Origin of the sequence: Porifericola rhodea, from assembly GCF_030506305.1 — a bacterium.
Taxonomy (GTDB): domain Bacteria; phylum Bacteroidota; class Bacteroidia; order Cytophagales; family Cyclobacteriaceae; genus Catalinimonas; species Catalinimonas rhodea.
The window spans coordinates 2,183,584-2,209,521 of the sequence record NZ_CP119421.1; the positions used below are offsets into that span (position 1 = coordinate 2,183,584).

At 34.9% G+C, this 25,938-nt stretch carries 20 protein-coding genes and 1 pseudogene; 3 read left to right on the forward strand and 18 right to left on the reverse strand.

Annotated features, from left to right (window positions below):
• Positions 1-14 precede the first annotated feature (14 nt).
• From PZB74_RS09025 to PZB74_RS09040, 4 genes are read right to left on the reverse strand one after another with little or no spacing between them, the layout of a single operon-like run.
• Positions 15-1,571, reverse strand: a complete 1,557-nt coding sequence (locus tag PZB74_RS09025) for a glycosyl hydrolase family 28-related protein (protein ID WP_302242258.1) — start codon at positions 1,569-1,571, stop codon at positions 15-17.
• 19 nt (positions 1,572-1,590) lie between these two features.
• Positions 1,591-2,736, reverse strand: a complete 1,146-nt coding sequence (locus PZB74_RS09030) for a glycosyltransferase family 4 protein (RefSeq protein ID WP_302242259.1) — start codon at positions 2,734-2,736, stop codon at positions 1,591-1,593.
• On the reverse strand, positions 2,729-4,087 hold the full coding sequence (locus PZB74_RS09035) for an O-antigen ligase family protein (protein ID WP_302242260.1): 1,359 nt from the start codon (positions 4,085-4,087) through the stop codon (positions 2,729-2,731). Before PZB74_RS09035 ends, PZB74_RS09030 begins: the two co-directional genes overlap by 8 nt.
• Entirely contained in the window at positions 4,060-4,968 is a 909-nt protein-coding gene (locus tag PZB74_RS09040) for a glycosyltransferase family 2 protein (protein WP_302242261.1), read from the reverse strand. Before PZB74_RS09040 ends, PZB74_RS09035 begins: the two co-directional genes overlap by 28 nt.
• A 592-nt stretch (positions 4,969-5,560) precedes the next feature.
• Between PZB74_RS09040 and PZB74_RS09045 the strand changes: the two genes are divergently transcribed.
• Positions 5,561-8,491 carry a PQQ-dependent sugar dehydrogenase gene (locus PZB74_RS09045; RefSeq protein WP_302242262.1) on the forward strand — a complete coding sequence of 977 codons (2,931 nt, stop codon included), beginning with the start codon at positions 5,561-5,563 and terminating at the stop codon, positions 8,489-8,491.
• A 610-nt stretch (positions 8,492-9,101) separates the two neighbouring features.
• On the opposite strand, the gene PZB74_RS09050 is transcribed toward PZB74_RS09045, so the two are convergent.
• Both PZB74_RS09050 and PZB74_RS09055 read right to left on the reverse strand, forming a co-directional pair.
• Positions 9,102-9,653: a hypothetical protein gene (locus PZB74_RS09050; protein WP_302242264.1), complete on the reverse strand. Its 552-nt coding sequence runs from the start codon at positions 9,651-9,653 to the stop codon at positions 9,102-9,104.
• Positions 9,632-9,865 (reverse strand): hypothetical protein, encoded by a 234-nt coding sequence (locus PZB74_RS09055; protein ID WP_302242265.1) that lies wholly within the window; start codon positions 9,863-9,865, stop codon positions 9,632-9,634. The genes PZB74_RS09050 and PZB74_RS09055 overlap by 22 nt, the downstream gene beginning before the upstream one ends.
• Before the next feature lie 243 nt (positions 9,866-10,108).
• On the opposite strand from PZB74_RS09055, the pseudogene PZB74_RS09060 reads away from it, so the two are divergent.
• Positions 10,109-11,207, forward strand: a pseudogene (locus PZB74_RS09060) (IS3 family transposase).
• 338 nt (positions 11,208-11,545) lie between these two features.
• Here the strand turns inward: PZB74_RS09060 and PZB74_RS09065 are convergent.
• The 3 genes from PZB74_RS09065 to PZB74_RS09075 all read right to left on the reverse strand — a co-directional run bounded on the left by PZB74_RS09065 (position 11,546) and on the right by PZB74_RS09075 (position 14,469).
• Positions 11,546-11,791 (reverse strand): hypothetical protein, encoded by a 246-nt coding sequence (locus tag PZB74_RS09065; protein WP_302242266.1) that lies wholly within the window; start codon positions 11,789-11,791, stop codon positions 11,546-11,548.
• 493 nt (positions 11,792-12,284) lie between these two features.
• Positions 12,285-13,322: a glycosyltransferase gene (locus PZB74_RS09070; RefSeq protein WP_302242267.1), complete on the reverse strand. Its 1,038-nt coding sequence runs from the start codon at positions 13,320-13,322 to the stop codon at positions 12,285-12,287.
• A 4-nt stretch (positions 13,323-13,326) separates the two neighbouring features.
• Complete coding sequence (locus PZB74_RS09075; RefSeq protein WP_302242268.1) at positions 13,327-14,469, reverse strand: glycosyltransferase; 1,143 nt, start codon at positions 14,467-14,469, stop codon at positions 13,327-13,329.
• 2,371 nt (positions 14,470-16,840) lie between these two features.
• On the opposite strand from PZB74_RS09075, the gene PZB74_RS09080 reads away from it, so the two are divergent.
• On the forward strand, positions 16,841-17,677 hold the full coding sequence (locus PZB74_RS09080) for a sulfotransferase family protein (protein ID WP_302242269.1): 837 nt from the start codon (positions 16,841-16,843) through the stop codon (positions 17,675-17,677).
• A 43-nt stretch (positions 17,678-17,720) separates the two neighbouring features.
• On the opposite strand, the gene PZB74_RS09085 is transcribed toward PZB74_RS09080, so the two are convergent.
• From PZB74_RS09085 to PZB74_RS09120, 9 genes are all read right to left on the reverse strand, one after another.
• Positions 17,721-18,686, reverse strand: a complete 966-nt coding sequence (locus PZB74_RS09085) for a glycosyltransferase family 2 protein (protein WP_302242271.1) — start codon at positions 18,684-18,686, stop codon at positions 17,721-17,723.
• A gap of 60 nt (positions 18,687-18,746) precedes the next feature.
• Positions 18,747-20,024, reverse strand: a complete 1,278-nt coding sequence (locus PZB74_RS09090) for a GH39 family glycosyl hydrolase (protein ID WP_302242272.1) — start codon at positions 20,022-20,024, stop codon at positions 18,747-18,749.
• A 102-nt stretch (positions 20,025-20,126) separates the two neighbouring features.
• Positions 20,127-21,185: a glycosyltransferase family 2 protein gene (locus PZB74_RS09095; protein WP_302242273.1), complete on the reverse strand. Its 1,059-nt coding sequence runs from the start codon at positions 21,183-21,185 to the stop codon at positions 20,127-20,129.
• 358 nt (positions 21,186-21,543) lie between these two features.
• Positions 21,544-21,717 carry a hypothetical protein gene (locus PZB74_RS22615; protein ID WP_367281473.1) on the reverse strand — a complete coding sequence of 58 codons (174 nt, stop codon included), beginning with the start codon at positions 21,715-21,717 and terminating at the stop codon, positions 21,544-21,546.
• A 35-nt stretch (positions 21,718-21,752) separates the two neighbouring features.
• The gene (locus tag PZB74_RS09100) at positions 21,753-22,043 is read right to left on the reverse strand and encodes a hypothetical protein (RefSeq protein WP_302242274.1); all 291 of its coding nucleotides are present in this window, start codon (positions 22,041-22,043) and stop codon (positions 21,753-21,755) included.
• A 98-nt stretch (positions 22,044-22,141) separates the two neighbouring features.
• On the reverse strand, positions 22,142-23,140 hold the full coding sequence (locus PZB74_RS09105) for a glycosyltransferase (RefSeq protein ID WP_302242275.1): 999 nt from the start codon (positions 23,138-23,140) through the stop codon (positions 22,142-22,144).
• Positions 23,141-23,300: 160 nt separating this feature from the next.
• On the reverse strand, positions 23,301-24,263 hold the full coding sequence (locus PZB74_RS09110) for a glycosyltransferase (RefSeq protein ID WP_302242276.1): 963 nt from the start codon (positions 24,261-24,263) through the stop codon (positions 23,301-23,303).
• Entirely contained in the window at positions 24,239-25,048 is an 810-nt protein-coding gene (locus tag PZB74_RS09115) for a glycosyltransferase family 2 protein (RefSeq protein WP_302242277.1), read from the reverse strand. Before PZB74_RS09115 ends, PZB74_RS09110 begins: the two co-directional genes overlap by 25 nt.
• Positions 25,049-25,096: 48 nt before the next feature.
• Positions 25,097-25,918: a sulfotransferase family 2 domain-containing protein gene (locus PZB74_RS09120; protein ID WP_302242279.1), complete on the reverse strand. Its 822-nt coding sequence runs from the start codon at positions 25,916-25,918 to the stop codon at positions 25,097-25,099.
• Positions 25,919-25,938: the final 20 nt, after the last annotated feature.

Below are 25,938 nucleotides of genomic sequence, written 5' to 3' on the forward strand. Positions count from 1 at the left end.
CTTATATTTGCGAATCACCATACTACTCCATCAAAAAACCACTTTACAGTAGTCTCTTCTGAATAATTTGTTCCTAACTGAAGTATATTATCTTCCTTAGACTTGAATTGGATACTTATATGTTCTAATCTTTTCTTATCCCTTTTAATAGACTCATTTAATATGTCTATGGATTTCTCTTTTTTATTCCACATAATGTTTGCTATTAAACATGTTGACTCGCTTGCTTTTTCATCCACAGCAAAAAGTCTTCCTCCAATGAAAGTATTAAACTTCATAATATCCTTCCACTCATAAGTATTCTTGCTTCCACCAGAAGTACGGATAAAGCCTGATGTAATTTTAAAGCCAGTAGTAGATCCTGCAGTAATTGAAAGTCCCTTATTGCTTTCTATGTTTAAATAGTCACGATGGTATGACTGAATCTTATCTCCCTGACCAGATAAGAATAGTCCTAGGTTAGCTTGATTTACTTCCTGCTTAAAGCGAGATCTTCCTAGGTAAAGGCCATTTTCTGATGATCCCGCATACGTATTTAAGACCACTGATTCTACATTTTTTTTGGTAAGAGATTGAAAAAATCCGAAAGGGCCATTAAACGAACTATTTGGGGAGTTAATGGGCCCTGCAGACATTTCTGAATCAGCATACTTTTCTTTTTTCCAGTAATTATCACAAGCAAATACTTTCTCCCATGGACGAGGAGGTACTGTTTTGTCCACGAGTCCATTATTTGGAGTGCCTCTTCCTCTAATAAACCCATTAAACCAAAACCGTCCTTTACCTGTAATTTTACCAGGCTTAAAAGATTCATAGGTTATATCTCCTATATTATCAATTGCGTTTCCATTGGCATTGATATAAGTAGATTCAGTTGTATGTCCCCAAAAGAATAAACGAAAACGTGCGTTGTAAAAAAAACCAGAAGTATGATTAAACCCAATCTGCTTGGCCCCAACATTAAAATAACAATTATTAAAGTCATTTCCATGAAAACTGTGACTACCCTTCCCTTGCTCTATACGTATCCCATTTTCGCAGAATGAAAACTCTATCTGATGAAATTGATTCAGTTCGCTATATGCGCGAGCTGATTCATTATGTAACCATACACCATACTTCAATTTTTTGAACCTTATGTTCTCAAAGTTAGCAAAACATTGGCCGTCAATATAGATACCGACACAGTTACCTGGAGCATTATAATATTGATTTTCACAACTAATAGTCATATTTTTAATCCCTACGTTACTAAATGCTCCTGAACCTCCCATAAAGACAAAAACTTTATTTAGATTACTCAGGTTGGATTTGGGAACGATTTTAACACTCTCTGCATTTGCCCCCTCAATTCTACATCCATAATACTCATGGTTTGTGACTATAATTGGAGCACTTACTCTATATACTCCAGGAGGAAAATACACTACCCCCTGGCTACGGAAGTTTGAGCCAGTTATAGATGATTTTTTTTTGGCTTCTTCAATGGTATTAACAATACCTTGAGTATCATCATGTTCTCCATTACCTTTTGCTCCAAAGTCTTTTACATTATACCATCCTTCTAACATAGAAACGTATTAAAAAAAATTATGAAATCTGATTTGAGAAGATATTGTCAAACTGGGTTTTAATTCTTTTGGAAAAAGAGGTGTAATCAAACTCTTTGACGTAAGCCAAAGCATTTTGTGAGAGCTCGGTATAAATGGTAGGGTTTTCAATAAGATAATCTATTTTCTCTGCTATGGCTTTGGGATCCATAATTGGAACATGGAATCCGTTAAAATTATCTTTGATTAACTCTTTTTGCCCTCCTATGTTAGTGCTGATAGCTGGTATTCCAAACTTAAAGCCTTCAATTGAGACCCTACCAAAAGCTTCTTCTGAAATAGAAGGAACACAAATGATATTAACTTGTCCTTCCATAATCTCTTCTGTTTTATCTGTAAAGCCTTTCAGTAAAACTTGGTCATTGGTTAATTTAGACAAATACTTCTGCTCTTGACCTTTTCCATAAATATGGTATTGAACATTGTTCTTGTTTCTTAAAAAGGAAAAGCTTTTCATAAAATATTCTAGTCCTTTCCAAGGTATCAGGGATGCAAAAGCGGCTACAATTACTTTAGTTGGATCTATTTGCCTGGGAGAAGGTAAGGGGGTATTAAGTTTAATAGGGTTATAAATAACGATACTACGAGGGTGCCCCAAATTTTGTAAAACAGTATGAGATACACTTATTACCAGTGTTGCCTTTGACAATAAAAAAGTTAAGACCTTAAAGTAGAATGAATTACGGTCATAATAATTTCTGGCATGATAGACATACTTGATTTTAAATATTTTATGGATAAATAAAGTAGGGGCCAGCATTTTTTTTGCAGAGGTATAAACAACAGTATTATGACGAGTGAGCTTTCTCTTTTTTAGAAAGAAAACAAGCTTGAGAATATTTAAAAAGGTAAAGATAGGATATAGCAAAACCTCGAGAATACCAATGCTAAAAGAAGCTTTTTTCCCTCCTACAATTTTGCCAAAAGAATATAATTGATAGACTTTATATTTTCTTTGAATTGCTTTTTGGTAGAAGCCAGATTGCTTTGTGGAGTCAAACAAGTAAATATGGTAAGATGAACTTAGTGCCTCCATAACTTCAAGTGTGCCTTTTTGCCCTCCTCCGAAAGAAACTTTATGTGAATCTTCAAGAACAATTACATTTTTAGCTAGAGTTCTATGCATTTTCCAAGATTAAGCTGTTTGTCTTTTCTTTCATAAATTTTAACTCATTAAGAACAAGTGCTATATTAACCCAAAGAAATATACTATATACTGGGTATAAAGAAGCTAACATTAAAAAGGTTGTACACCCTCCGATAAAACCTATTTTTATTAGAGGATTGTTTGTTAGGTGGCGCCTTATTAGTATCTGAATAAAATAGTAGATATAAAAACCATAAAAGCACAGCGCTCCAAATATACCTGTTTCAGCGATTACCTTAACTAATCCACTTTTGACTCCATCCTGCTGGGCACTTAATAGAGAATCATATTTCCATAAGTGAAAAACAGAGTTCCCCCCTCCTACTCCAAATAGTGGGTTATCTTTAAAGAGGTCTAGTCCCATATGGATATGGTAAGCACGCATGCTCCCTGTAGAAGATACCTGAGTTGGCTTTTCAAAAAGATGTACTAACTTTTGATAAAACACATACCTGAAAAGCTCATAATAGCCTGAGTTAAGTAATACTAAAAAGGCAGATAAGCCTAGGGAGATTAAAATGACTGAAACTTTTATTTTCTTACTCAGGCTGTCAAATACGAGTATACTGATTAACACGGCAAGGAAAAAAGCTAATAAATTTGAGGAAAAAGTTAGGAGCAAGGCTACACCATTAATTATCTGTAATGTTATAGTTTTTCGTTTGGAGAATAAATTTTTGTAGTATAAAAGGTAAATCATTACCCAGGATAGCATAAACGCCAAGTCTCCTGCTTCAGACGAGAAACCAGAAGTACGAAATTCATAATCTGGTCGATGGTTTCGGTTATCAACCATATCAGGAACTAGGTCTGGAAATCCAAGAAGACGCACAAAGAAAAATCCATATAAAGCATAGATGGAAGTAAATGTGCCTACCATTACAAAAAGCCTGATAATCTTTTCTTTATTATCATAAACTTTTCTTGATCCATCAATAGTATTGATAACTAGCCAGCATATGATATAGTAAAAATATACAATTACTGGGGCTATCATCATGTTAAAACGCAATGACCCTTTAGCCTCGGGAAAATGGTTATAAAAACCTTGCAGTTCTTCAAGCATTAGGTACTGTTTGAAGGTTCCAGGTAAAGTAGCTATGATAAAAAACAGAAATAGTAGGAGGGAAAATTTGGAGTATATATAAAAATTTTTGCCTCTTAATAAAAAGAAAAACAGTATGATTAATGCAAACAGCTCATAAAACTTAAAGCTTCCTCCTACATTTACTACTAGCACTTGTTGCAGAAAAATTACTGAAAATATGGCGATGACTAGATTATAGAAAAGCTTATTGAAGCTTATTTTAAGAGGGATTTTAAAATCCATTTTACTTTTTGTTTGAACCAGCGGAATGATGTAAATATTAAAGCATAAAACAAACCAATGTGCTTTCTCCTTATAATAAACCCTTCAAGAATGGTTTGGTGAATAGCTTTATCACTGATTCCCCCAAGGCGCATAACAGAAATAATTTGCTCATATGACTTAATCATGACATTAGCTACAGCTGCTCTAATTAACAACTCAGTATCCATTGTATTCTTTAACTTAATATCAAATAGGCCTATTTTATCAAAAACAGTGCTATGATATAGCATACTGGGCTGTGGATAGGTTCTTCGCAAGTACAGAGAATTTTTGTTAAAATGATAATTGAATGAATACAACTTATTACCGTTTTCTGTAATAAAACCTGTCCGAAACCAGTGCAAAAGATAACGATGGTCAATCTGAAGCATTGCAGTCTGAATGCTATTTGTAGAGAGCAAAAAATCATCAGCGTTTAAAAACATTAGTAAATCCCCACTTGCTAATCTGATACCCTTATTAAAAGCATCACTTATGCCATTATCTGTCTCACTTATCCAAAAATCAATTTGCTCTTCATATTCTTGAATAATCTTAAGAGTCTTATCCGTGGACCCTCCATCGATAATAATATATTCTATGTTATCATAATCCTGATTGATAATACTCAATATAGTAGAAGAAAGGTACTGCTCTCCGTTAAACACCACTGTAATGATACTTACTAACGGAGTACTTTTAGTTGTTCGTTTAAAATAACCCTTAGTTCTAAGACCTCCTTTATTTCTATGATGGTTATAAGATAAGTCAACATATTTAGGGTTCTTTAAAGGGGGGGCAGTGAAAAGACGGCGGGTAGTAGAAAACCTTTTATCTAATATGATATAGTCAGAAGGCATATAGTTAAGTTAGGTTATGAAAGTGAAGCAGACCCATTTTATGAGTTAAGGGAGACAATTGTTTGATTTTTTTAAATTTCACTTTCGGTAGTATCTGAACATGGGTTTGCTGATATTGAATATGATATTGCTTGTAGTACTATATATACATATTTGAATTAGACTTGGCTGTTTGTCTAACTCTAAACATAAAACAAAGGTCTTTTAGTAATTTCACTTTTAAAGAGCATAAAGTAAGGAAGTAGTACTTTCCAAGACGACTTTTATTTAGATAAAAGTAATAAAATTAGGTGCAGTCATTTGCCAAACCTTTCTTTTGTCTAAGGAAATAAACTTATTGCTAATAAATAAAACCTTAGTTTCTTGGATAGTAATACTATTTATGAAGCAAATATAAGGAGTTATTGTATTCTGAGAATATTTCTACTATAGATAAAGTTGTTTAGTAACTATTTATTAGTTGAGTAACTCTTCATAATTTAGAGAGATTTTATACAGTGATATTACATGTGTTTGCTAAAAAAATGAGTTCGCTAGTATATTTGTGATTATTTAGAAGGACGTATGTGGCCTTTGTTTACTGAATTTGCCGATGAACGGAAAAATACAAAAAGCTTCTCTTTTATCTTTAGCTTTATTAATTTATTCATTTATACTGTTCTCTCCCCTAGATTATGGGTTAGATCAAGTCTCTTTGAAAGAGGAGTTTTTAGATGGAGTCTTCCCAAGATTGGGCTCTACTACTACTACTTGGACTCTAGAGCAAGTTTTTCCTAATTTTTCACATTTTCCAATAAATGATTTAGTTGAGGTGCCAGGCTCTAACAAGTTATTAGCATTAGGAAAGGCAGGTAAAATATGGATTTTTGATAACGATGAAAGTAATGGAGAACCTAGGTTAGTACTCAATATTAATAAAAAAGTAGAGGCAAGTGGAGACGATGGACTATTAGGTATTGCTTTTCATCCAAAGTTTAATGATACCTCCAGTATACATGCTAGAGAAATTTATATATTTTATACATATAAGTATAAAAACTATGAAGAACCATTGTATGATCGTTTATCAAGGTTTAAATTTTCAGAAAATTTGGATTCTATTATTTCATCTTCAGAAGAAATATTGATTCAGCAATATGATAGAAGCTATATACATAATGGAGGAGACATGTTCTTTGATAACGAAGGCTACCTATATGTATCACTAGGAGATGAAGGTGAACCTAACGATCATTTTGGAAACTCTCAGAAAATTAATTCGGCACTATTTGGTGGAATTATTAGAATTGATGTAGACATGGATTCATCTAGAAGCCATCCTATAAGGAGGTACCCTCAAACTCCCTACAAGCCAGAAAGTTTTCCAGATAACATTAACGATCATTATATGATTCCAAATGATAATCCTTGGTTGAGTGAAGAAGGGGACTATTTGGAAGAGTTTTTTGCAATTGGATTTAGAAGTCCTCACAAAATGTACTATGATACATTAACTGAAAATATTTGGGTAGCAGATGTAGGGCAAGCAGCGAGGGAAGAAATTAGCTTGATCAAAAAGGGAAGCAATGCTCAATGGGCATATAAAGAAGGGACAAAAAATTTCTTAAAAAGTAAACCGAAAGTACTTATAGGAACTGAAACTCCGCCAATATTTGACTATGGAAGAGACCTGGGAGGCGCAATAATTGGAGGTTTTGTATATAGAGGAGATAAATATCCTTCACTGAATAATAAGTATATCTTTGCAGATTTTGTAAGCAGAAATATATGGGCTTTAGACCCTGAAAATGGAAATACCGTAACACAGCTTAGTAATTCAGGAGGTAAAGGAGGAGGAATAGTTTCTCTTTTAAATGACTCGAGTGGAAACATATACATTTTAACTCTTCGTGGGGTAATTTTTAAATTAATTGCACCCACAACTAATAAAATCCCTAAACTTTTGTCCGAGACTAAAGCTTTTAGTGATATGGGGAAATTAACGCCTTCTCCAGGAATTATTCCATATGAAGTAAACTCTCCCTTATGGTCAGATGGAGCACATAAAAAGCGATGGATTTCTATTCCAAATAAATCAAAAGGTATTAGCTATTCACAAGATTCTACATGGGAGTTTCCTGTAGGGACAGTTTTTATTAAGCATTTCGAGTTACCAGTAAAAAAAGATTCAGCCATCAGGTTGGAAACCAGATTCTTCATCATAGATGAAGAAGGAAAAGGGTATGGGCTAACTTACAAATGGAATCAAGAAGGAACAGATGCAGAATTGATTGATAATGGTGAATTGATAAGTAAAGAGTTCACTCTCATAAAAGAAGGAGTTAAAATATCTCAAACATGGAATTTCCCTTCCAGAGATCAATGTATAACCTGTCATAATGGTAATGCAGGACAAGTTTTAGGAGTTAAGACCTCTCAGCTTAACAAAGAAAAACTATATGAAAGCACTGGAATACGAGATAATCAGTTAAGAACCTGGAATCATTTAGAGTTGTTTTCTGAAAATTTAGATAGTGTTGAATTTTCCACATTACCTGCATTAGCAAGCATTCATGATACAACTGCTACATTAGAAGTTAGGGTTAAGTCATATTTAGATGCTAATTGTTCTTATTGTCATAGGCCAGAAGGAGTAGAGGCTGCATTTGATGCCAGAAGTAGTACACCATTAAGTTTGCAAGGACTGATAAATCAAGATATTGTAGGACGAAACTCTTTGACAGGAAACAAAGTTGTTAAGCCGCATGATTTGGATTCATCGGAGCTTTGGCTAAGAGACAATAGTTTAAGTGAAAACAAAATGCCTCCGATAGGAAGAAATACTTTAGATGTAGGTTATCTGAAAGTTCTAAAAAGTTGGATTATGAGCCTTCAACCTTATACTACTGAAGAAGAAGTAGTTGTATGTGAGGGCGATAGTTATATTTTTCCAGATGGAACCTCTCTTACAAACATAGATTCTTCTATGACTCATTCAAGCCAGTTTATTGCTTCTAATACTCTTGATAGTACCATTATTACGCACATAGTAGTAAATAAAATAGATACTACGATATCTGTTATTGACTCTGTTTTAATAGCAAATGAAGATGAAGCAGCAACTTATCAATGGCTAGTCCATGAGCAGGGTAGTTCTATTATTGAAGGAGAAACAAGTCAGTCATATATTCCTAAAGAAGCAGGTACATATAGCGTAATAATTACGAAAAACAATTGCTCAGTGAGGTCTGAGGTGAAAGTTGTTGAGCCTGAAATAATTACTGGTATTGAGAAGAATGACTTTGGAAGTGAGCTAAACATCTATCCTAATCCTACAGAAGGGCATTTAACAATTAGTATTGGTGACAAGCAATCCGATGGTCTCATTAGAATTACTGATGTTTCAGGGAAAACGACTTTAGAGAAACCTTTTGAAAATCAGAAAAAGATTGAACTGTATATAGACGGAGAAAGTGGTAGCTATATTCTTAATATAACGGGTGAAACGGGTAAGGCTGCAGTTGTTAAAATACTGAAAAAATGATAAAACAAGTTAATATAACATATTGGAAGATCTAGGTGATAAACTCACGTTTATTGTTTTTATTCGTAAATCTCGGTAATACCTATGCTTCATTGTTGATTGAGTATAAACTTTAGAAACGGCGCTTGCATCAACCCGATATGCATCTAATGTCAACAATTGCATGGGAAGAGGGACTGGTATTAGGTGAGGCTAATATTAGCGTCAACAATTTAAGAATAAAGATAAAATGTCAATTTACAGCAGAATCTGCTTTATTTGCCAGACTCCTGATAAGTTGCCGAAAGTTGTGTTGGACTCAGTATGACTAAAAAGTACTTAGACAATGCTTTAACCAAAAGTGATACTGCTGGCGAATTACTCAAAAAGCTATTGATGGCTTCATAAGCTTTTCAAAAGTAGATAAACGGTTTTTAACGGTATACCTAACAACCAATTGTTGATAAGGGTAAAGTTAATAGCCTTTTTTAGCCAAGCCTACATATTTAGCACGTCGTAAACTATAGGTACGCACTTCCTGTGAGATAGTGCTTCAATACCGGCACGCCTTACATATTCTGCTTTATATTTTTCTGTTTTTTCTCTTTTCCGGTGTGGAGCACCCTTGCTCTCAGTAATGCTTAATGCTGAGGAGGCTCTCGGAAAGTAATAGTTCTTCGCCTTGCAGTGGTACACTTAGACCAGCTAGGACAGATGAGACAGTCTTTTGAGCAAACTTGATCTTAACCGTCTCCTGGCCATGGGTATCCATGACTTCAGAACAACTCGCACTAATTTTTCCTTCAGGACAGGTATCCTGCTGTTTCTGCCACAGCGTCGGCTGCCGATCCACATGAAAATCTGCTGCCGCAAAGCCTTCTTTTGCGCGAGCTTGCCACCTGTAATCAGGCCTGGTATGTCCCAGTAAATCTATATTATAATTCTGCCTATTGGTAAGCAATAGTTTAGCATCCAAATAACCTGTATCTACAATATGAGTAGCTGGTCTGGCGAGACCCGGTAATAAATTTTTATTTTGTAATGATTTATGAATCTGGTCTGTAGTATCTCCATCGGCAATGGGGCCGGCACTTATAGCAACATGAGTAATGAGATAAGGCTGATCATCTTCACAAGTTTCAGTAAGGTAGACTTTATAGCCTATTGCGCGGCAACCGCCCATGAAGTGGTATATTTGCGGGCATAGCAAGCTTCAATATCATAAGGAGAGCTGATAAAATGAGCAGCCGTTGGTATGCCTTCTTTTTCACCACGCCAGCATAGTTTTCCTATATGAATATAATATTGTTGTAGCCAAACTTGCCGTAGGGTATTAATGGCAGGTATTTGCACTAACCACTCGGATACCTCTCCTTCATATAAGGGTGTTAGCAACTGATATCCATCTATTTCTACCTGCAGAGTATATTTATCTCTTTTTTCTGCCGATAGGCAGTTTGAAATCTTCTACTCTTCTTCCATACCTTTTTAACCATTCTGGTTGGCTATTCCTTTCCAACCAATCTGGAGCTACTATTGTGAGATTACCCGAAAGTGGGCCATTTAAAAGTAGAGTCAGCAAGCCCTGATAAGGGCGCGGTAGCTGATCATTTTGTACTTTTAATACAACCTACGCTCATGAAAAAAACACGATTTACCGAGACTCAGATCATTGCGGCGATCAATCGCCAGGAAGCAGGTGCCAAAGTATCGGATATTAGCCGAGAAATGGGTATCAGTGAGGCTACATTCTACAATTGGAAAGCTAAGTACGGTGGTATGGATGCTAGCCAGTTGAGAAAATTGAAGGAATTGGAGGCTGAGAACAGCAGGCTTAAAAGAATGTATGCCGATCTAAGCCTGATCCATGAAGCCTTGAAGGATGCAGTAGAAAAAAAGCTGTAAGGCCTGAGCGAAGAAGGGAGATGGTTAGACATATGATACATCACTATCATGTCAGCCAACGACAGGCCTGTCAAGTTGTATCGCTCCCTCGCAGTAGTTTCGCTTATCAAGCAAAAGAAAAAAATGATGACGAAATTATTGAGCAGCTTTCTATTCTTACTAAGAAACATCCTTCTATTGGTTTTTGGAAGTGCTACTATCGGCTTCGGAAACAGGCGTTCCTCTGGAACCATAAGCGAGTATACCGAATCTATAAGCAAATGAAATTGAACATTCGTCGGAGAGCCAAAAAGCGGCTACCTGCTAGAGTAAAGCAACCGCTATATCAGCCTGCCGCTATCAATGAAATGTGGTCGCTGGACTACCTGAGCGATACGCTCTGGGATGGCCGTAAATTTCGAGTGCTCAACATTATGGATGATTGTAGTAGGGAGGTGTTAGCTACGGAGGTGGATACCTCACTTCCAGCCCAGCGGTTAGTTCGCGTGCTCGAGCAACTACGAAAAACTCGAGGCCTGCCACAAGCACTTCGAGTAGATAATGGGCGCCATGCAATGGTCCGGAATTTATTAGCCAAAGAGTAGCCGACTGGTGCGAACGATGGCAAATAACACTAATGTTCATTCAACCTGGGAAACCTACCCAAAATGGATATGTAGAACGGCTCAACGGCAGTCTAAGAAAAGAACTTTTAGATGTTTACATCTTTCGCTCGCTTGATGAGGTCAGAAAGATGATAGAGGAATGGAGAACGGATTTTAATCATGAACGACCTCATCAGTCGCTTAACCATCAAACTCCTGTAGAATATGCCTTAGCGAATACAGGATAAAAACTCTACTTTTAGGTGGACCACTTTTACGGGAAGCTTACACTATGGCTAAGCTATTTAATGCAGTTCTTAGAGTTTCAGCTACACACACCAAGCGGTTTACTGCAAACTCATAAGTAGAATCGGTTCGTTCTCGTCCTTGGGCTTTTACCCATTTTTGCTCCCGACATTTTTCCAGCAAAATATTTAGCTACATTTCTTCAGCGCCACCCTTTACCAACCTGCTCCGGAATTCACTTAATACACTGCTGGGCGGCATCCTGCTATCAAAGCCTGCATCAGTGAGTTCCAGGCTTAAGGCATATTTCCAACCGTCGTGGAACGATCGATGCGACTCCTTACAGAATCAGTGGCTTGCCGCTCCGATAGGCCTTGTATTGCATTAAGGTAACTAAAGCTAAGCGCCAGGGGTATTCTGCAGGTTGACCTTGTCTGGGAAACAGATCTGTGAAACAAATATCCTCATATATTGCTCCCAACTCATCTTTAAGGTGCATGTATATATTACCCTGTAGAAATACAGCACGACCTACACGGGGTGTCTCATTGGGTATTTCAGGAATCGTGTGTGGGTGTAGTGACATAGTATTGCTATTAAGGATGAAAGAAGGATAAAACTTCATTCTTAATAAACCAACAGGCTCATAAAGTGTATTAATCATCTAAAATTAATATTTCCCCTATTCGCCAGCAGTATCAAAAGTGAAGAAGAACCCTATTTCGCCCGTTTTGTCCACATATCAAAAGTACTGAATAAGTAGCCTATGATAATAGACTTACGTTAGACTTCTCCGAATCAAGAAAAACTATCTATAATCAGTATAGTGAGAAGTCTGCCACCGCGGGTATTCAATGGAAGCTTTCGGACCGCCATGCAATAGAGGAGTATTTGAATGCCAATTGGTTTTATCCATGAAAGACAAAGGCCTTAGCGAAAAATAAAAGGTTGGCGGCAGGAATATAACCAGTACAGATCGCATAGCTCTATTAGATAGAAAACACCCTAAGAAGTACATTACAAAGAAGAATCTAATGGATAATTTTCCGCTTTATAGCGGTCCGTAATTTAGTGAAGGGTCAGCGGGAATATGTGTTCTTACAAGTATTTTTCAAAACTTGTATCTGAACTTTCATACCGTCAAGTAATTTAGCATAATTAGAAAAATTAAAGGATTTAATAATTCCCCATCTTCTAACGAGCCGGATATGATATAAATTCTTCTTAGTATTATTAAATGTATTGAGTTTGCGGATTAGTATTATAGGTATAGATAATAGGTTATATGAAAAGTAAAACAATAAGTATAAATTTCTGTTTTTTTCAATAAAATTAGCTTTCCTATAAAAATAATCATAAGAGGTAAGGGTAAATCTGGCTTTAGAAAATCCGGTCGCCAATTTCTGCACATAAGACCAGTTTAATCTTTCTTGAGGCATATAATGATATAGATACAAAGCAGGGTTGTAATAGAGCTTATACCCTAAAATTTTGATTAAAAAGCAGAGCTCTGCATCTCCTCCAGAGCTTAAATCTTGTCCTGTGCGGTCAGATAATAATGACCGGAAGTTACTTTTTTTAATACACTCCATTATTGATTTTCTCACTGTAAGCCCTGCTCCCCATAATTCATACTTTGTCTCAGGTATTACTCCTTTCTCTGCTGCTTGCTCTCCTACCGCGTATAGATTCTGAAAGGTATCAAACCAATCTGGTGGATCTGCGTCAAAAGCAGCAATGTTTTTGCTTCCACAAGCGCCTCTTGTGGGGTCAGCATTCATGGTTTCAAATACATCTTCTACCCAGTTTTTACATATCCAGTTATCATCATCAATAAAACTTATATATTCATAACGGGCAGCATGAATACCTGCGTTACGAGCATTACTAAGGCCTGGAGAAGCTTCATGAATAATATTGATTTCTTTATTATCACAGTGTTTTTTCCAAATTTCCTCTGCTACTTTTTGTGTGTTGTCGGAAGAAGCATTATCTACGAGTATAACTTCCCACGCTATATCTTTTTTAACTTCTTGTTGTGCTATGTGCTCTAATGTTTTAGGCAAACGAGAGGCACTATTATAACAGCAAACAACAATACTTACACCTGATGACATGAGTTTAGTTTTGTGTAATGTAATCTAATAATTGGCTGCCTGGGTTAGGATGTATTTTTTTAATTGCTAGCTGATAAGCATTGTTGCCCATTAATTGCCAGTTCTCTCTTTGATCCCAGGCTTTGTCCAAAGCCTCTTCGAAATATTTAGGTGAAGGAGAAGCTGCCAAAAAACCTGTTTCTCCTTCTTTAACAAACTCTGAGTTTCCTCCAACATCAGTAGCTACAGCAGAACGACCGCATAGCATTGCTTCCATCAGCGCACAGGGAGTTCCTTCTGCGATGGATGGCATCACCATGATATGGTTCTCTGCCCAGATATCCCGGATGCTATTTACATGCCCTTTAAATGATACTTTCTGTTGTATGGAAAAGAACTTTGCAAGTTCTTCTAAATACTTTTTGTCATCTCCTTTACCATAAAGGTTTAGTCTCCAGTTTCTTTGATACCACTTTTCGTTTCCTAATATTTGAAATAGAATATCTTGTCCCTTAAAATTACAGTCAAGCCGAGATACACAGGCTAAATGATAAGTTTGGTCCGTTTTAGGGTAATCCACAGGCTTATCCTTGGAAACGTTAAGAGGAGCAAATATGACATTAGAGTTTTTTAATGATAAAGCTAGCTGTCGTTTACTTACTTCACGGTTTCTATCAGATACGAAGCATACCCCCTTTGCTCTAGAAAAAATTTTTCTCGCTTCTTGAAAGCTTTTGTAGGGCAAAGTATAGTGTTCTTGATTAAACTGTGGAACTATATAATAGGGAATATCACTATGCTGCACCGCTTTATATACTGCCTTTTCCTGTACTATATCATAATTACCTCCTTGACTAATACAGATTACATCAGGCTGGAACTTGTTAAGAGCTTTTTTAAAAGAAGAAAAATTTAAATATTCTTTCTGTACTTTGTTAAGAGCTTTAGAAATGATGGCAGAATCCAGATCATACCTTTTTCTAAAATGAATAATTGCACCTGAGTCCTGAAGTTTTTGTAAAAGAGGGTGACGTTGCTTCCAGGTATATACGGAAATAAACACTGTGTAACCTTGTTGAAGCGCTTCTAAAGCTGATTTTGCCCAAAAGTTTTCGCTTCCTCCCCACGAAAAACCGGCCATAGTAGATACAAACGCGATCCTTTTCATTATAAAAATAAGTTCTTATAAGAATTATAACTTCTTAGCTGAAAATAGCTGCCCCTCAAAAATTTTATCAAATATAGCTTGTCATTTAGTAAAGAATCTAATTTTAGTCTGGCTTTACCTGGAGACAATGGCAATAACTTGTAATGAGTGATTTGTGGAATTTGAAGTGATGTTTCATTGTTGCCACGAATCACTTACATCATAAATATGCGATCTTTTTATTTTGCAAAAATGGGAGTTGATTTAATAAATTAAAACTTATATCAAAATTAGTTCTATGCAGTGAGCTACGATTAGCTATCATAATATTTGCCTCATTATCAAAGAAATTTGCCATTAAAAAGATAAAAGTATCTGAAGTTAAACTTTATAATCTATTGACATAATATCTATATGTCAATCATCTTGTATCAGATATATAGATTGTCCATTTAACAAGTCGGAAAAGCCTTTGTTCCTGTAGACAGTATAAGCTCCACGTTTGGTAAACTACATCTAATTTACCTCTTTCAGGGAGGTAGCAAAGGTATGAATGCGTAACCGAATGCTTCTAATTGTCTAGTACACTTTTTTAGCACATATTAGTTAATTTGAAGTTCCTTAATATGTAAGACATTTTAAGCTGCCTGCTTTCCATAAAAAAAGCTTATATACTTCTATGCTATCATCAGGTATATACTCGTGCCTGCTACTATATTTATACTATAAGTCCCTAATTGTTAGGAGAGGCTTTGCGTTTAGGTTTCTCTTTATTTATATAATGAAAAAGCATTTCCTCTTCTTCACAATTTAGAGTAGAGGCTAATGCATCACCAACACTTTTTACTATACCATGTAGAAAACTACTCAAATGAAATGTTGCAGAAGATCGTGTTTTTTTTAGGTTACCGCACTTCAAAATTGCTAAATCTATATTCAACGAGAATACTAGTACAATATAAGTGATTCTGGATAACTTTTTTCATAGTATTGGACATCGTGAGGATACTCAACACAAAGTAAATAATGCTCTGCTTCTAACTACTCCACTAATTGTAGCTTGATATTTCTGAAGTACTTGGACCATAGCCTTGCGATATATGCAGGCCTATCACTGCTCATATAGGTTATGCTCTTCTTGTTTCAATTGACGCTTACATAGTATTACACTAGTGTCAGCATACTGCTTTCGCTTGCTAGTATGATATATTTTTATGCAGCTAATTTTAGATAACGCTACCCATTAAACGCTTTTCTTATATGAGTATACCACAATATACGCATTGTAAGTTGGCGGTTATTGCAAGAAGAAAATTGTCGCGGGAAGAATACATTTATAGGTACAAAATAGCTTTGGTGCTTAGTGAGAACGATTTACCTATAGGGTTAGCCTTTTACCAAGTGCTTATAGTAACCATTTTGCCTTAGTTCGCTTAGGTTTTGACCGTTTTTACGGTAGTATTGTTTGGCAAGATGCTGGATTTGCTAATTATGTATGGTCGGCGTTCCGGTAGTAAAATTTTTACAAACAAGAAAAGCAAACATTGAGTTTGCTCCGCAGCATAAAAAAAACTCTCAATGAGGGGGGGTGGATACTATTGCTAAAAAATACAACCGAAAAAAACTAGAAAATACCTTCAGTGAAATGAGGGCTAATTTGCTAAGCAAATACATGCAGTAACGTTAGAAAGCTGTCAGTATAACATCTATTTAACAATCATGGAATATAGCTCAGTCAAATATATTCAATTTTAAGTAGCAACTTAGATTAATTAGTTCAAGAATTGATAAAAGAGTTTATTACATGTCTATAACGGTATCAATTACTTCTTTGGCTTAGGAGAAGTTTTTAAATTAGTTAGAATATATATGGTAATATAATAACCTATACGAGATATCATGTAACCTTTTCAATAAGGTTTATGGGCTTTACAGATGTATTTGACAGTAAGGAAGTGTATCATACTTAAAATGACCTGAATCTCAATGTCGGAAGTATAAATAATAAGCCCAATACAGAAATAGAAAAGTAGTTATAGACCTCTTGTATGATATCGAGCTTGAAAATATCTGAAAATTATTTATACGAATCAGCTTATTTATAGACTTTTGCAAATTATAGATATTGTCACCTACTTACTTTAGTAAGTATCAATTTTGCTAAAAATTACGGTATTTAGTCTACGGTTTTCTTTTTATTTCACTATGGCCATTGCTTTCACTTTTTGCTTGTAGAAATTTTAATAGGTGGTAAATAGAAAGCCTAAGAAGGAATATCGATCACATTTTAAATTAAGAGCTAAGATTTCTGTAGGAACAACTTTTTACAGTAATTTTGAGAGGAGGTTTTTTTGTGAACAAGTCTGCATAAACATATTTATTTCATACTTAAATGATATCAACCATAAAAGAGAATCTTTTTTTGCTGCCTAAGTTTTGGATTGAGTATCGGCTTAATAAAGGCAAAGTTAAGAGTTTCAGGCACGGTAATGTTGCCATGTTCCATTTTGGCAGATGTGGGAGTACCATTCTAGCTAATATGCTTAGTCAGCATCCAGATATATATTGGGACGGAGAAGTATTTGAACAGATGAGGGTAGGGAGCCTAATTGAACTTAAAATTACTAAAGATCCCATAAAGCTGCTTGATATAAAGCTGCATGCAAAAAAGTGTAAATTTTATGGGTTTGAGACCAAAGCTTTTAAGGAAGAACATTTAAGGAAAGATCTTCTTAATATGAGATTTGAACAATACTTTCAGGAATTGCTAAAACTTGGTTTCGGGAAGTTCATTTTGTTAAAAAGAAATAACTATTTACGACAAATGTTGTCTCTATATATGGGTTGGAAGGCTAAAGTCTGGCATATAAAGCAGAATGAGCGTTTTAAGGAGCAGAAGGTAATATTGGATGTAAAGGATACTAAAATAGGTAATACAACAAAGCCAACTTTACTTCATTTGTTTGAAGATTTTGATAATTATTATGCAATTATTGAGTCATCAGTGAAAGGCTATGATAATTTGATTTTAAGCTATGAAGATGATGTACTACCAGATCCTATGATTGGCTATTCAAAAATATGTTCCTTTTTAGGTGCAGGTTCATTTCCCGCAGAGATTAACCTGAAGAAAACAAATACACAAGCACTTTCTGAGGCAATTGAAAATTTTGATGAAATTAAGGAAATTTTAATAGGAACTAAATATGAGTGGATGTTAACTGATTGATTAGCCTAGCAATTTTCTGTTGTTTAAGCTATTGTTTTTATCACTAAGACAATAGCTTTTTTTGAATATGTCTCTTAAAACGGCTATATATAGACTTATCTATCTTCTGAGCAAATTTTATGAATTTGATAAAAGATACTGAGACCTTTTGAGAGTTTGAGAATAATCGCATTGAGCGCTCAAAATAAATATCAAAGACTTTATCTAATTCACTATCTGTCGGTTCAACAATTTTCTTGTCTAACACATAATTAAGAAGGTAATATTCTTCTGCTACCCTATTATAAACCTCCTGGGGACTTTGAAATGCCCTGGTAGATTTTTCATGATGCCGGAAATAGTTTAGATGATTTGCTGAAAAATATATATTTGAGATTGACAGTATTTTAATCCACATTAACCAATCTCCACAGCGTTTAAATTCTGTATTGGCCATATTGGCTTGTTCAAATAGTTCTTTTTTAAAGAGTACTGCGCTTGCATTTGGAATAGTATTCTTTTTAAGAAGAAAGTTTCTACATTCATCATGCCCATTACTGTAAAAATCATGATTCCATCGTTCCGTATCTAGTTCGTCGGTCCAGCTTTGCAAAGATTTACGAAATTTACCATTCTGATCGACACTAATTGATTGGCAGTAAGCAAGTCCGATTTCTAAGTTAGAATCTTGTAGTTTTGGCAGAAGGGTAGCAAGTAAGGCTTCATCCGCATAGTCATCACTTTCTGCAATCCAGATATACTTTCCTGAGGCCAGGCTTACTCCTTTATTCCACTGAGCAAATGGACTTCCACTATTTGTTCTATTGAAATAAACCTTGATTCTGGAGTCCGTTGAAGCAAGCTGCTGAATGACTTCCTGACTATTATCTTTAGAAGCATCATCAAGGATAATAACTTCAAAGTTTTGAAAAGTTTGATTTAGGATCGTTTCTAAACGTAAAGGTAAGTACTGAGCATGGTTATAATTGGGAACAATAACTGATACAATGGGAGAAGGGCTTTCATTCATTATGTTCAAAGAGAAAATGAATCGTTGAGCTATAATTGCAACAAATTCATTTTGTTTAACTTAGTTTTTATACAGCTCTATAATATAAGCGTCATTATTAGTCAAGACATTAAGGTTGATCCTTGCCTTACCATCAGAGACAGGTATAGTTTGATCAGTTATCAATTCTGACTCTAATGAAGAAAGTGGTATTATTGAACTTTGGCTATCTGGTATCTTGATAATACTGACTCTAATCTGATCAAGGTCTGGGAAAACTACGTCAATATTATTTAGATTAATAATGATATCATTTACACTAGATGTATAATGGTTACCTACTAAAATTTCCGCAAAAGTAGCTTCGCCAGGAGTTAGGTAAGCAAAAGGAGTAATATATTTATTCGAAGTTGAGCTAACCAGGCGATGGTCTATACTTCTGGCATAAGCCCTATACACCCACCAAAGGGGGGTAGGAATATTATCACTGGTGATGAGTCCACTAAGGGTATTGTTCCAGCATCCTCGCGACCAACAAGTTCTACAGGCTGCATCAGCTCCTCCCCGTTCAAGGTAATATAAATAGCCAAGCATGGAGGCTGGTACTTGATAAACATCATGAAATCCGTACTCATTAATTTGAATTTCACGTATGTTTAAGCTTGCGTACTTTGAATTTATTATATAGGTATTGCGAGCATAATTTAAATTAGCTTTTACTTTTGAAAGGTCGTTTCCTGATTGAAATTCATGCCATGATAAAATATCTAGTTTAACACCTCTATTCAAACAATAATCAAGAAATGCTTGAATAAATTCGGGTTTCCAATGAGAACTGGGGCCTGTTATAACCGCATCATCACCATATTTTTCTCTAATCACATCATGTGCTACTGCAAAAGTCTCATAAAATTGCTCTGGAGTACCAATCCAGAAATTACCTTCATCAGGCTCGTTCCAGATATCAAAAATAATTTCAGGGTCATCAATTTTGTCCAATTCATTTTTCAAAAAACTTCTATAGCGATCGTAGTCTTCATATGGCATGAAAGAATTACCATTACTATATGCATGCCATAAATCACTTAGTACAACAATAACCTGAGAGCCAAACTTCTTCTTTCTTTCTTTCAAGCTATGAATTCTACTTCCTGTTCTGAGCAAACGAGGTTGAAGCTTCTCTATGATAGAATCTGATGGTTTAGACTCACCTACACCATGTAGGAAGCCACTCATGGATTTTACATTAGGGCTTAACTTTGCAAGGTCAATAGATATATTTGGGGTGTCAAATATATCTTCATCGGTACAACTTACAAATAAGCATATTAGTAGAAATAATAGTAATTGTTGCTTCATTTTATCGCTTATTGGAGAATGCATTAATATTGCTTCAATACGTACTAATATGGCATAGATCTAATAGCATACCCCTTCTAAAATCCTTGATTAGACATAGACTTATACCTTAGAGATTGATTTGTATGTTATCTGGCACAGCTTACTTGGAATCACCTTGTGCTTTTTTAAGATTAACATCGAAATCATTTTGTAACCAAGCAAATATATAGAGACTTTTTTGTTTGAACGGCAGTGTAAATATAAGTAATTTAAAAAGTAGACACCAAGTTTATAGTGCATAGTGGTAATTAGATGATGTGCTTTAAGAAACCCCCAACATTGAATAGCACTCACTTTGTCTCGTTGTTGTATAATTAACTGTCTGGAGAAATTAAACATGACTGCAATAATTGCGTTCTGTCTCGAGGGAGTAAGCTTATTCTCATGAATTATGTCAAGTACAATTTTTTTATATATGTTTACTTTGATGGAGAGTTGCTTTTTGAAAGCAAACCCTTGTTGGCTAATTGAAGCCTGATCATGTTTGCGATAATAACAGTCAGGTACAATATGAAGTAGTTTCTTATAACGAGGAGTCCGAAGCAATATTTGGCAATGGAACTCAACGTCTTGCCAAAAAGGAAGCCCCTCTCTGAAGCCTATGGTATTTCTTAAAAATGCAGTTTTATACATTGGGCAAGCTGTCTGCCAAACAGTATCTAGTCTGAGAAAACGTGTAAGATCGTCTTCACCAGTATCAATATTCCATAAAATATTTGAATCCTTTGGTTGACGATGGAATAGTAGCATTGAGAAAACCAAAAAATCGTTTTTTGGATAATTTGTGAATTCTTCTACTCTTTTTTGTATACAGTGAGGAGCTAATAAATCATCAGAATCTAAAAAGATAACATATTCACCACTTGCTTCTTCTACTCCAATATTCCTACATGTGGGAGCCCCATCAGGGGCTCTGTTTCTTCGGTACAATTTAATTCGGGAGTCTTTATAGGCCATAGACTGAACAATCTCAAATGAGCCATCCTGTGAACCATCATCAATTACTATTACTTCCCAATGAACGTATGTTTGTTGGATAATAGAGTATAGAGTAGCCTCTACCAGATCAGCTCTATTATATAAAGGAAGTACAATTGATACGTATGGTTTTACAGACATAAATTTTATCCCCTGTCGCTTTATTGATTAATAATTAGTAAACGATATTTTTCTAATGTGATAAGTCTTTATTCAGTAGTAATTGTAAGTTATCAATTTATAGTTTCAGCATATTAATAACTATCTATTGGAGCTCCGTTTTAATATTGGTTTGCTATCAAATGCACGGGTTCTTCTTTTGATCATTCCTGATAGAACTATGGAGAGATTTTTTTTTCTTCACGGAAATAAGCTAGGGTTATTAAACATATAGTGCTGATTATTTCCTCCTATCGACTTATTAGATTGTTGTATTTCAATGTTTGGCAAGAACTTAATATTAATATTTAAGGAATTTAATTCCTTTTTTTTTAGTAGACTACGTGTATTTTATCAGCTCGTCAAAATCTAATAGTAAAACATTATTTTTCCCAACCTTTTTAATACAAGGAGCGATTTGAGTATAGTAGCGAGTAATATCTATATAAAGGCGGTCCTGCATAAGAGCCTCTTCTAAAGGTAAATCTGTATAACTCCTTTCGTAAGTATGCATATAACTTAATATGATATGGTCAATAGGGTTACGGACTATATAAATAAATTTTGCTTTGAGTTATATTCATATAGATCGTTCCAAATATTTAAATTTCTGAGAGGATAAAAAGTATAGCTTGTAGAAGTTTCCATAAACAGTGTATCAGCTTGCTCAGTGAATAATCTTTCATAAGTGCGCAAATCTTTTTTCCAGTCTGGTGTTGTACTAAAAAAATGTGCCTCTTTGTTATTAGACCCTACTATTGATGGGTGCCTATTAAGCATATCAAATAATATGGTAGTACCAGATTTGTGGGCCTCTAATATGATAAAATCTACTTTCATAGTATTAAGTGATTCCTAAATAAGTAGACGCAGTTAGGCTAGGTCTTTTTAAGATGCCATTACATACTGTGCCCTTATTACAAATTACTTAAAAAAAGTTAGTCATTTGTAAGTGAATCATATATTGCCTGATCAATAATAGTAATGTGTTTTTGCATGGTATAGTGTTGTTTCACTCTTTGTCTCCCTTTTTCTCCCATCATTTTTGCTAGAGATCTATCTTGGGCGAGTTTAAGCATCGCATTAGCCATTGCGTCTACGTCTTGTTCTTCTACCAATAAGCCAGTCTCTCCATGAACTATTACATCTTGTATACCTGCATGCTTGGTAGATACCACTGGCAATTTAGCTGCATTGGCTTCTAGAATGGCTACAGGCGTACCTTCGGAATCCCCATCAGGAGCAATAATAGAATGTTGCACAAAGCAAAAAGCATTTTGATAAGCTTCCACAATCTTTTGATGAGAGACTGCTCCTAAAAAATTAATTGAATTCTGTATTCCAAGTTTTTCTACTAATTCTTTACATTTTTCAAACAAGGGGCCATCTCCAGCCATGGTAAGAGTGGCTTCAGGAATCTTTTGAACAACTTTATAGAAAGCCTCAATAGTTAGATGAGGAGCCTTTTTATTTACAAATCGGCCTACTGCAAGAAAGTTAATCTGTGTGAGAGGAGGGTTGAGTGTAAAAAATACATCGTTTGGAGCACATGGATTTACTATTAACTTTTCAGTTGGTGCACCAAGCTTGATCAGCCTTTGTTTCATTTCTTCAGAAACAACAATCAGGTGGCAGGCGTACCTGAACATATTTGCATACTCTTTCTTATACTGCTTCATAAGATGATACAGGTATGCGTCGTATCCATGAAAGTATACGATCAAAGGAATTCCTAATCTTTCACAGACTGCATAAACCTCAGCTCCTACAGGTCCAAATTCCGCAAGAACAATCTCTATCTTTTTTTTCTTAAAAAACCTAATTAATGATGGCTCTAAAAATAGGTTTCTGTAAGTTCTTACTAATTTGAGCTTATAGAATAGTTTCTTTACTTTCAGGTTCTCATTAATATGGTATTGACAATTAGAAGATTCCATAGGAAAAAAAATGCCATGTAAATGGCAGATATCAGCATTTAAAAGATCAATATGAGCCTTTATAAATGTGGCTGAATAAGGAGCTTCTTCCGGAGAAATCAGAGCGAGTTTAGTCATAAAATGATAACGGCATAGTACTACATTTGAGTCTGAAAAGCCTTTATTTTTTATATCTTAATCTTTTAACAATAAGTGAGAGCGGACTTAAATTTTTTTGTCTGCATATATTGTAGTAGTCTTTTCTAAACATATTTTTATAATAAGGAAAAAGTATAAACCAGTTGTTTAAGGTTGCTTTATATCGATTTTGAATGATCTGCTGATTTATGCCAGCATACGCTGAGGCGGCATTAATCACCTCTACTTCTTCTTCAATACGCCTCCTTTTTTTTTCATGTGTATTGTGCACTCTTGTCGTAGCTTCATGTTTTCTGAATTTGTTCAGTGGAGATGAGACGAAGGCTACTTTATGTCCTGCTATCATGGATAACCATAATAACCAATCTCCAGCCATTTTCATATGAGCAACTATAGGATTGTACCTATCTATGAAGACATCTTTTCGAAATATGACGGCACTTGCATTTGGAATAACATTTTTATAAAGCATGAACTGATTGATAAAATCATTCCCTTCAATAACAAAGTCATTTCTCCAAATATTAGGCGTAAAGTCTTCTGTCCAGAATATTCTGTTTCTGATATAGTTACCATGGGTATCTACATCATCTGATTGAGCATATACAAGAGCAATCTTTTTGTCTCTTTCAATGAAGGGGAGCAAGGTTTCTAAAAAAGTATTTTCAGAAAAGTCATCACTTTCTGCAATCCAAATATATTTACCCTTAGCCATATGTACACCTTTTTTCCATTGTAAAAAGGTACTGCCACTATTATGCTTATTAGCAATAACATGGCTTACTTTCGGATGGTGTTCATATTGCTGAATAACATGCAAGCTTTGATCTGTAGACTTGTCATCAAGTATGATAAGCTCAAAATCTTGATATGTTTGCTGAAGTATACTATCTATTCTCTTAGCTAAGAAGGGGGCGTGGTTATAATTTGGTAGTATGACTGTCAGTGGAGGAGTATAGCCTATTTGTTCAGTAATATTTGACATTTATTTTTCAGATAGAAATATACGTATTCAATAAAAAAAATAAGCTTTTTATGCTTGAGTGATTCTCTGGCAAAATGTTTAGCCCAATGTGCTTTCCATTGAGAAGAAAGTTGCTCATGCTCGTATCTTAAAATAAGCAAAGGTTTGATTTCCTGAAATTTTTCATCTTTAACACTAGAGCTTAAACCTCCATCTGAATAATTGGAGATAATATGTGGTACATATTTCTTTTTGTATTTCTTATTTAAAAACCATTTAAGGTTATGTGCCCAATCCGCGTGAGCTATGTATGCTTGATTGAACACGCCTGTATTGATAAAGAGCGATTTTTTAAAAAAAATCGCTTGATGACAAATGTTTTGATCAATAAGCTTTAGGGCATCATATTCACCCGCATAAGGGCCATTAAATCGTGAGCTCAGAACATTTCCATAAATAACATCAAGTGTTAAGTTGTTTGGGTTAGAGAAGATTTTCTCTAAAATATCATGACTATACAAGCTATCATCGCTACCTAAAAAAAAGACCCACTCACCGGCCGCAATGGATATGCCTTTATTCATGGCATCATATACTCCCTTATCTTTTTCGCACAGGTATTTTATGTGTGGGTATTTTAATTTATACTGTTTAATAATTCTAAGAGTATGATCTGTTGATAACCCATCAATGATAAGGTGCTCTATATTAGTATATGATTGTGATATCACACTTTCTAAACATGCAATAATAGTATCTGCCGAATTATAGGTTGGAGTAATGATACTTACTTTGGGCTGTGACATGATTAAAAAATTGCTTATTTTTCTACAGACTTTGTAGACATCTCTATGCTAAGTCTTGAGAAGTCTTTTTATACGTTTTAATGCGCCCATACTTTTGTCAAAAAGAGGAGAGTTGTATACCTGATTCGCTAAACGAAGTTTGTTTAATTCCAAATTTACTTTATTCTCTCCCATTTGTTTGAGTTGAGCATTGAAGCGCTTTTCCATTTCATGATATAATAAAGTTTCTTCCTTATTCATCTCCTGTATCAATTCTATAGTTTCCTTACTTATCTCTTCAGAAGTTTTTCGTTTTTTTGTTTTATTACGAACTCTATAATAAGGTAAATGGAATTGATAGTGATGTTTAAGTAATACCAGGGATTTATCATATTGCTCTAAAAAGCCGACTACCGGAAAATGCTTCTCTATATTCTCTAAGGCTCTTTCTAACATTAATTCTGGTTTATCCCTTATGCCACTTATATACCTTATCTGGCCATTATTTACATCTCCTTGGTTGATATTTAGTACAAAATCATAAAGGGACATATTATTTTTCGTAATGGTATCATACAGTCTATGCTCAGGGAGTGAGAGTACATAATAGTAAAAAGAAATAATCCTATCTACCGGTTTTCTCAGAAAGGCGATATAGTCAGTTTTGCCATTCATATATTCGTGCAAGCCATAATTTGTATGGCCTAATAAACAATGAATTTGATCTCTTTCATGCTGAGGCATATTTACAAACTTATCAATATTAAGTTTATCATTACCTATTAGCTGCACTGTAAATGTGCTTTCTGGCCTAAAATGTCTAAGCAAAATTGGACGAAAAGAGGATCCTCCATTTTTGGGAATGTGCATGAAAATAATATTATGCTTCATATGTTCTTAAGTGTATTAAT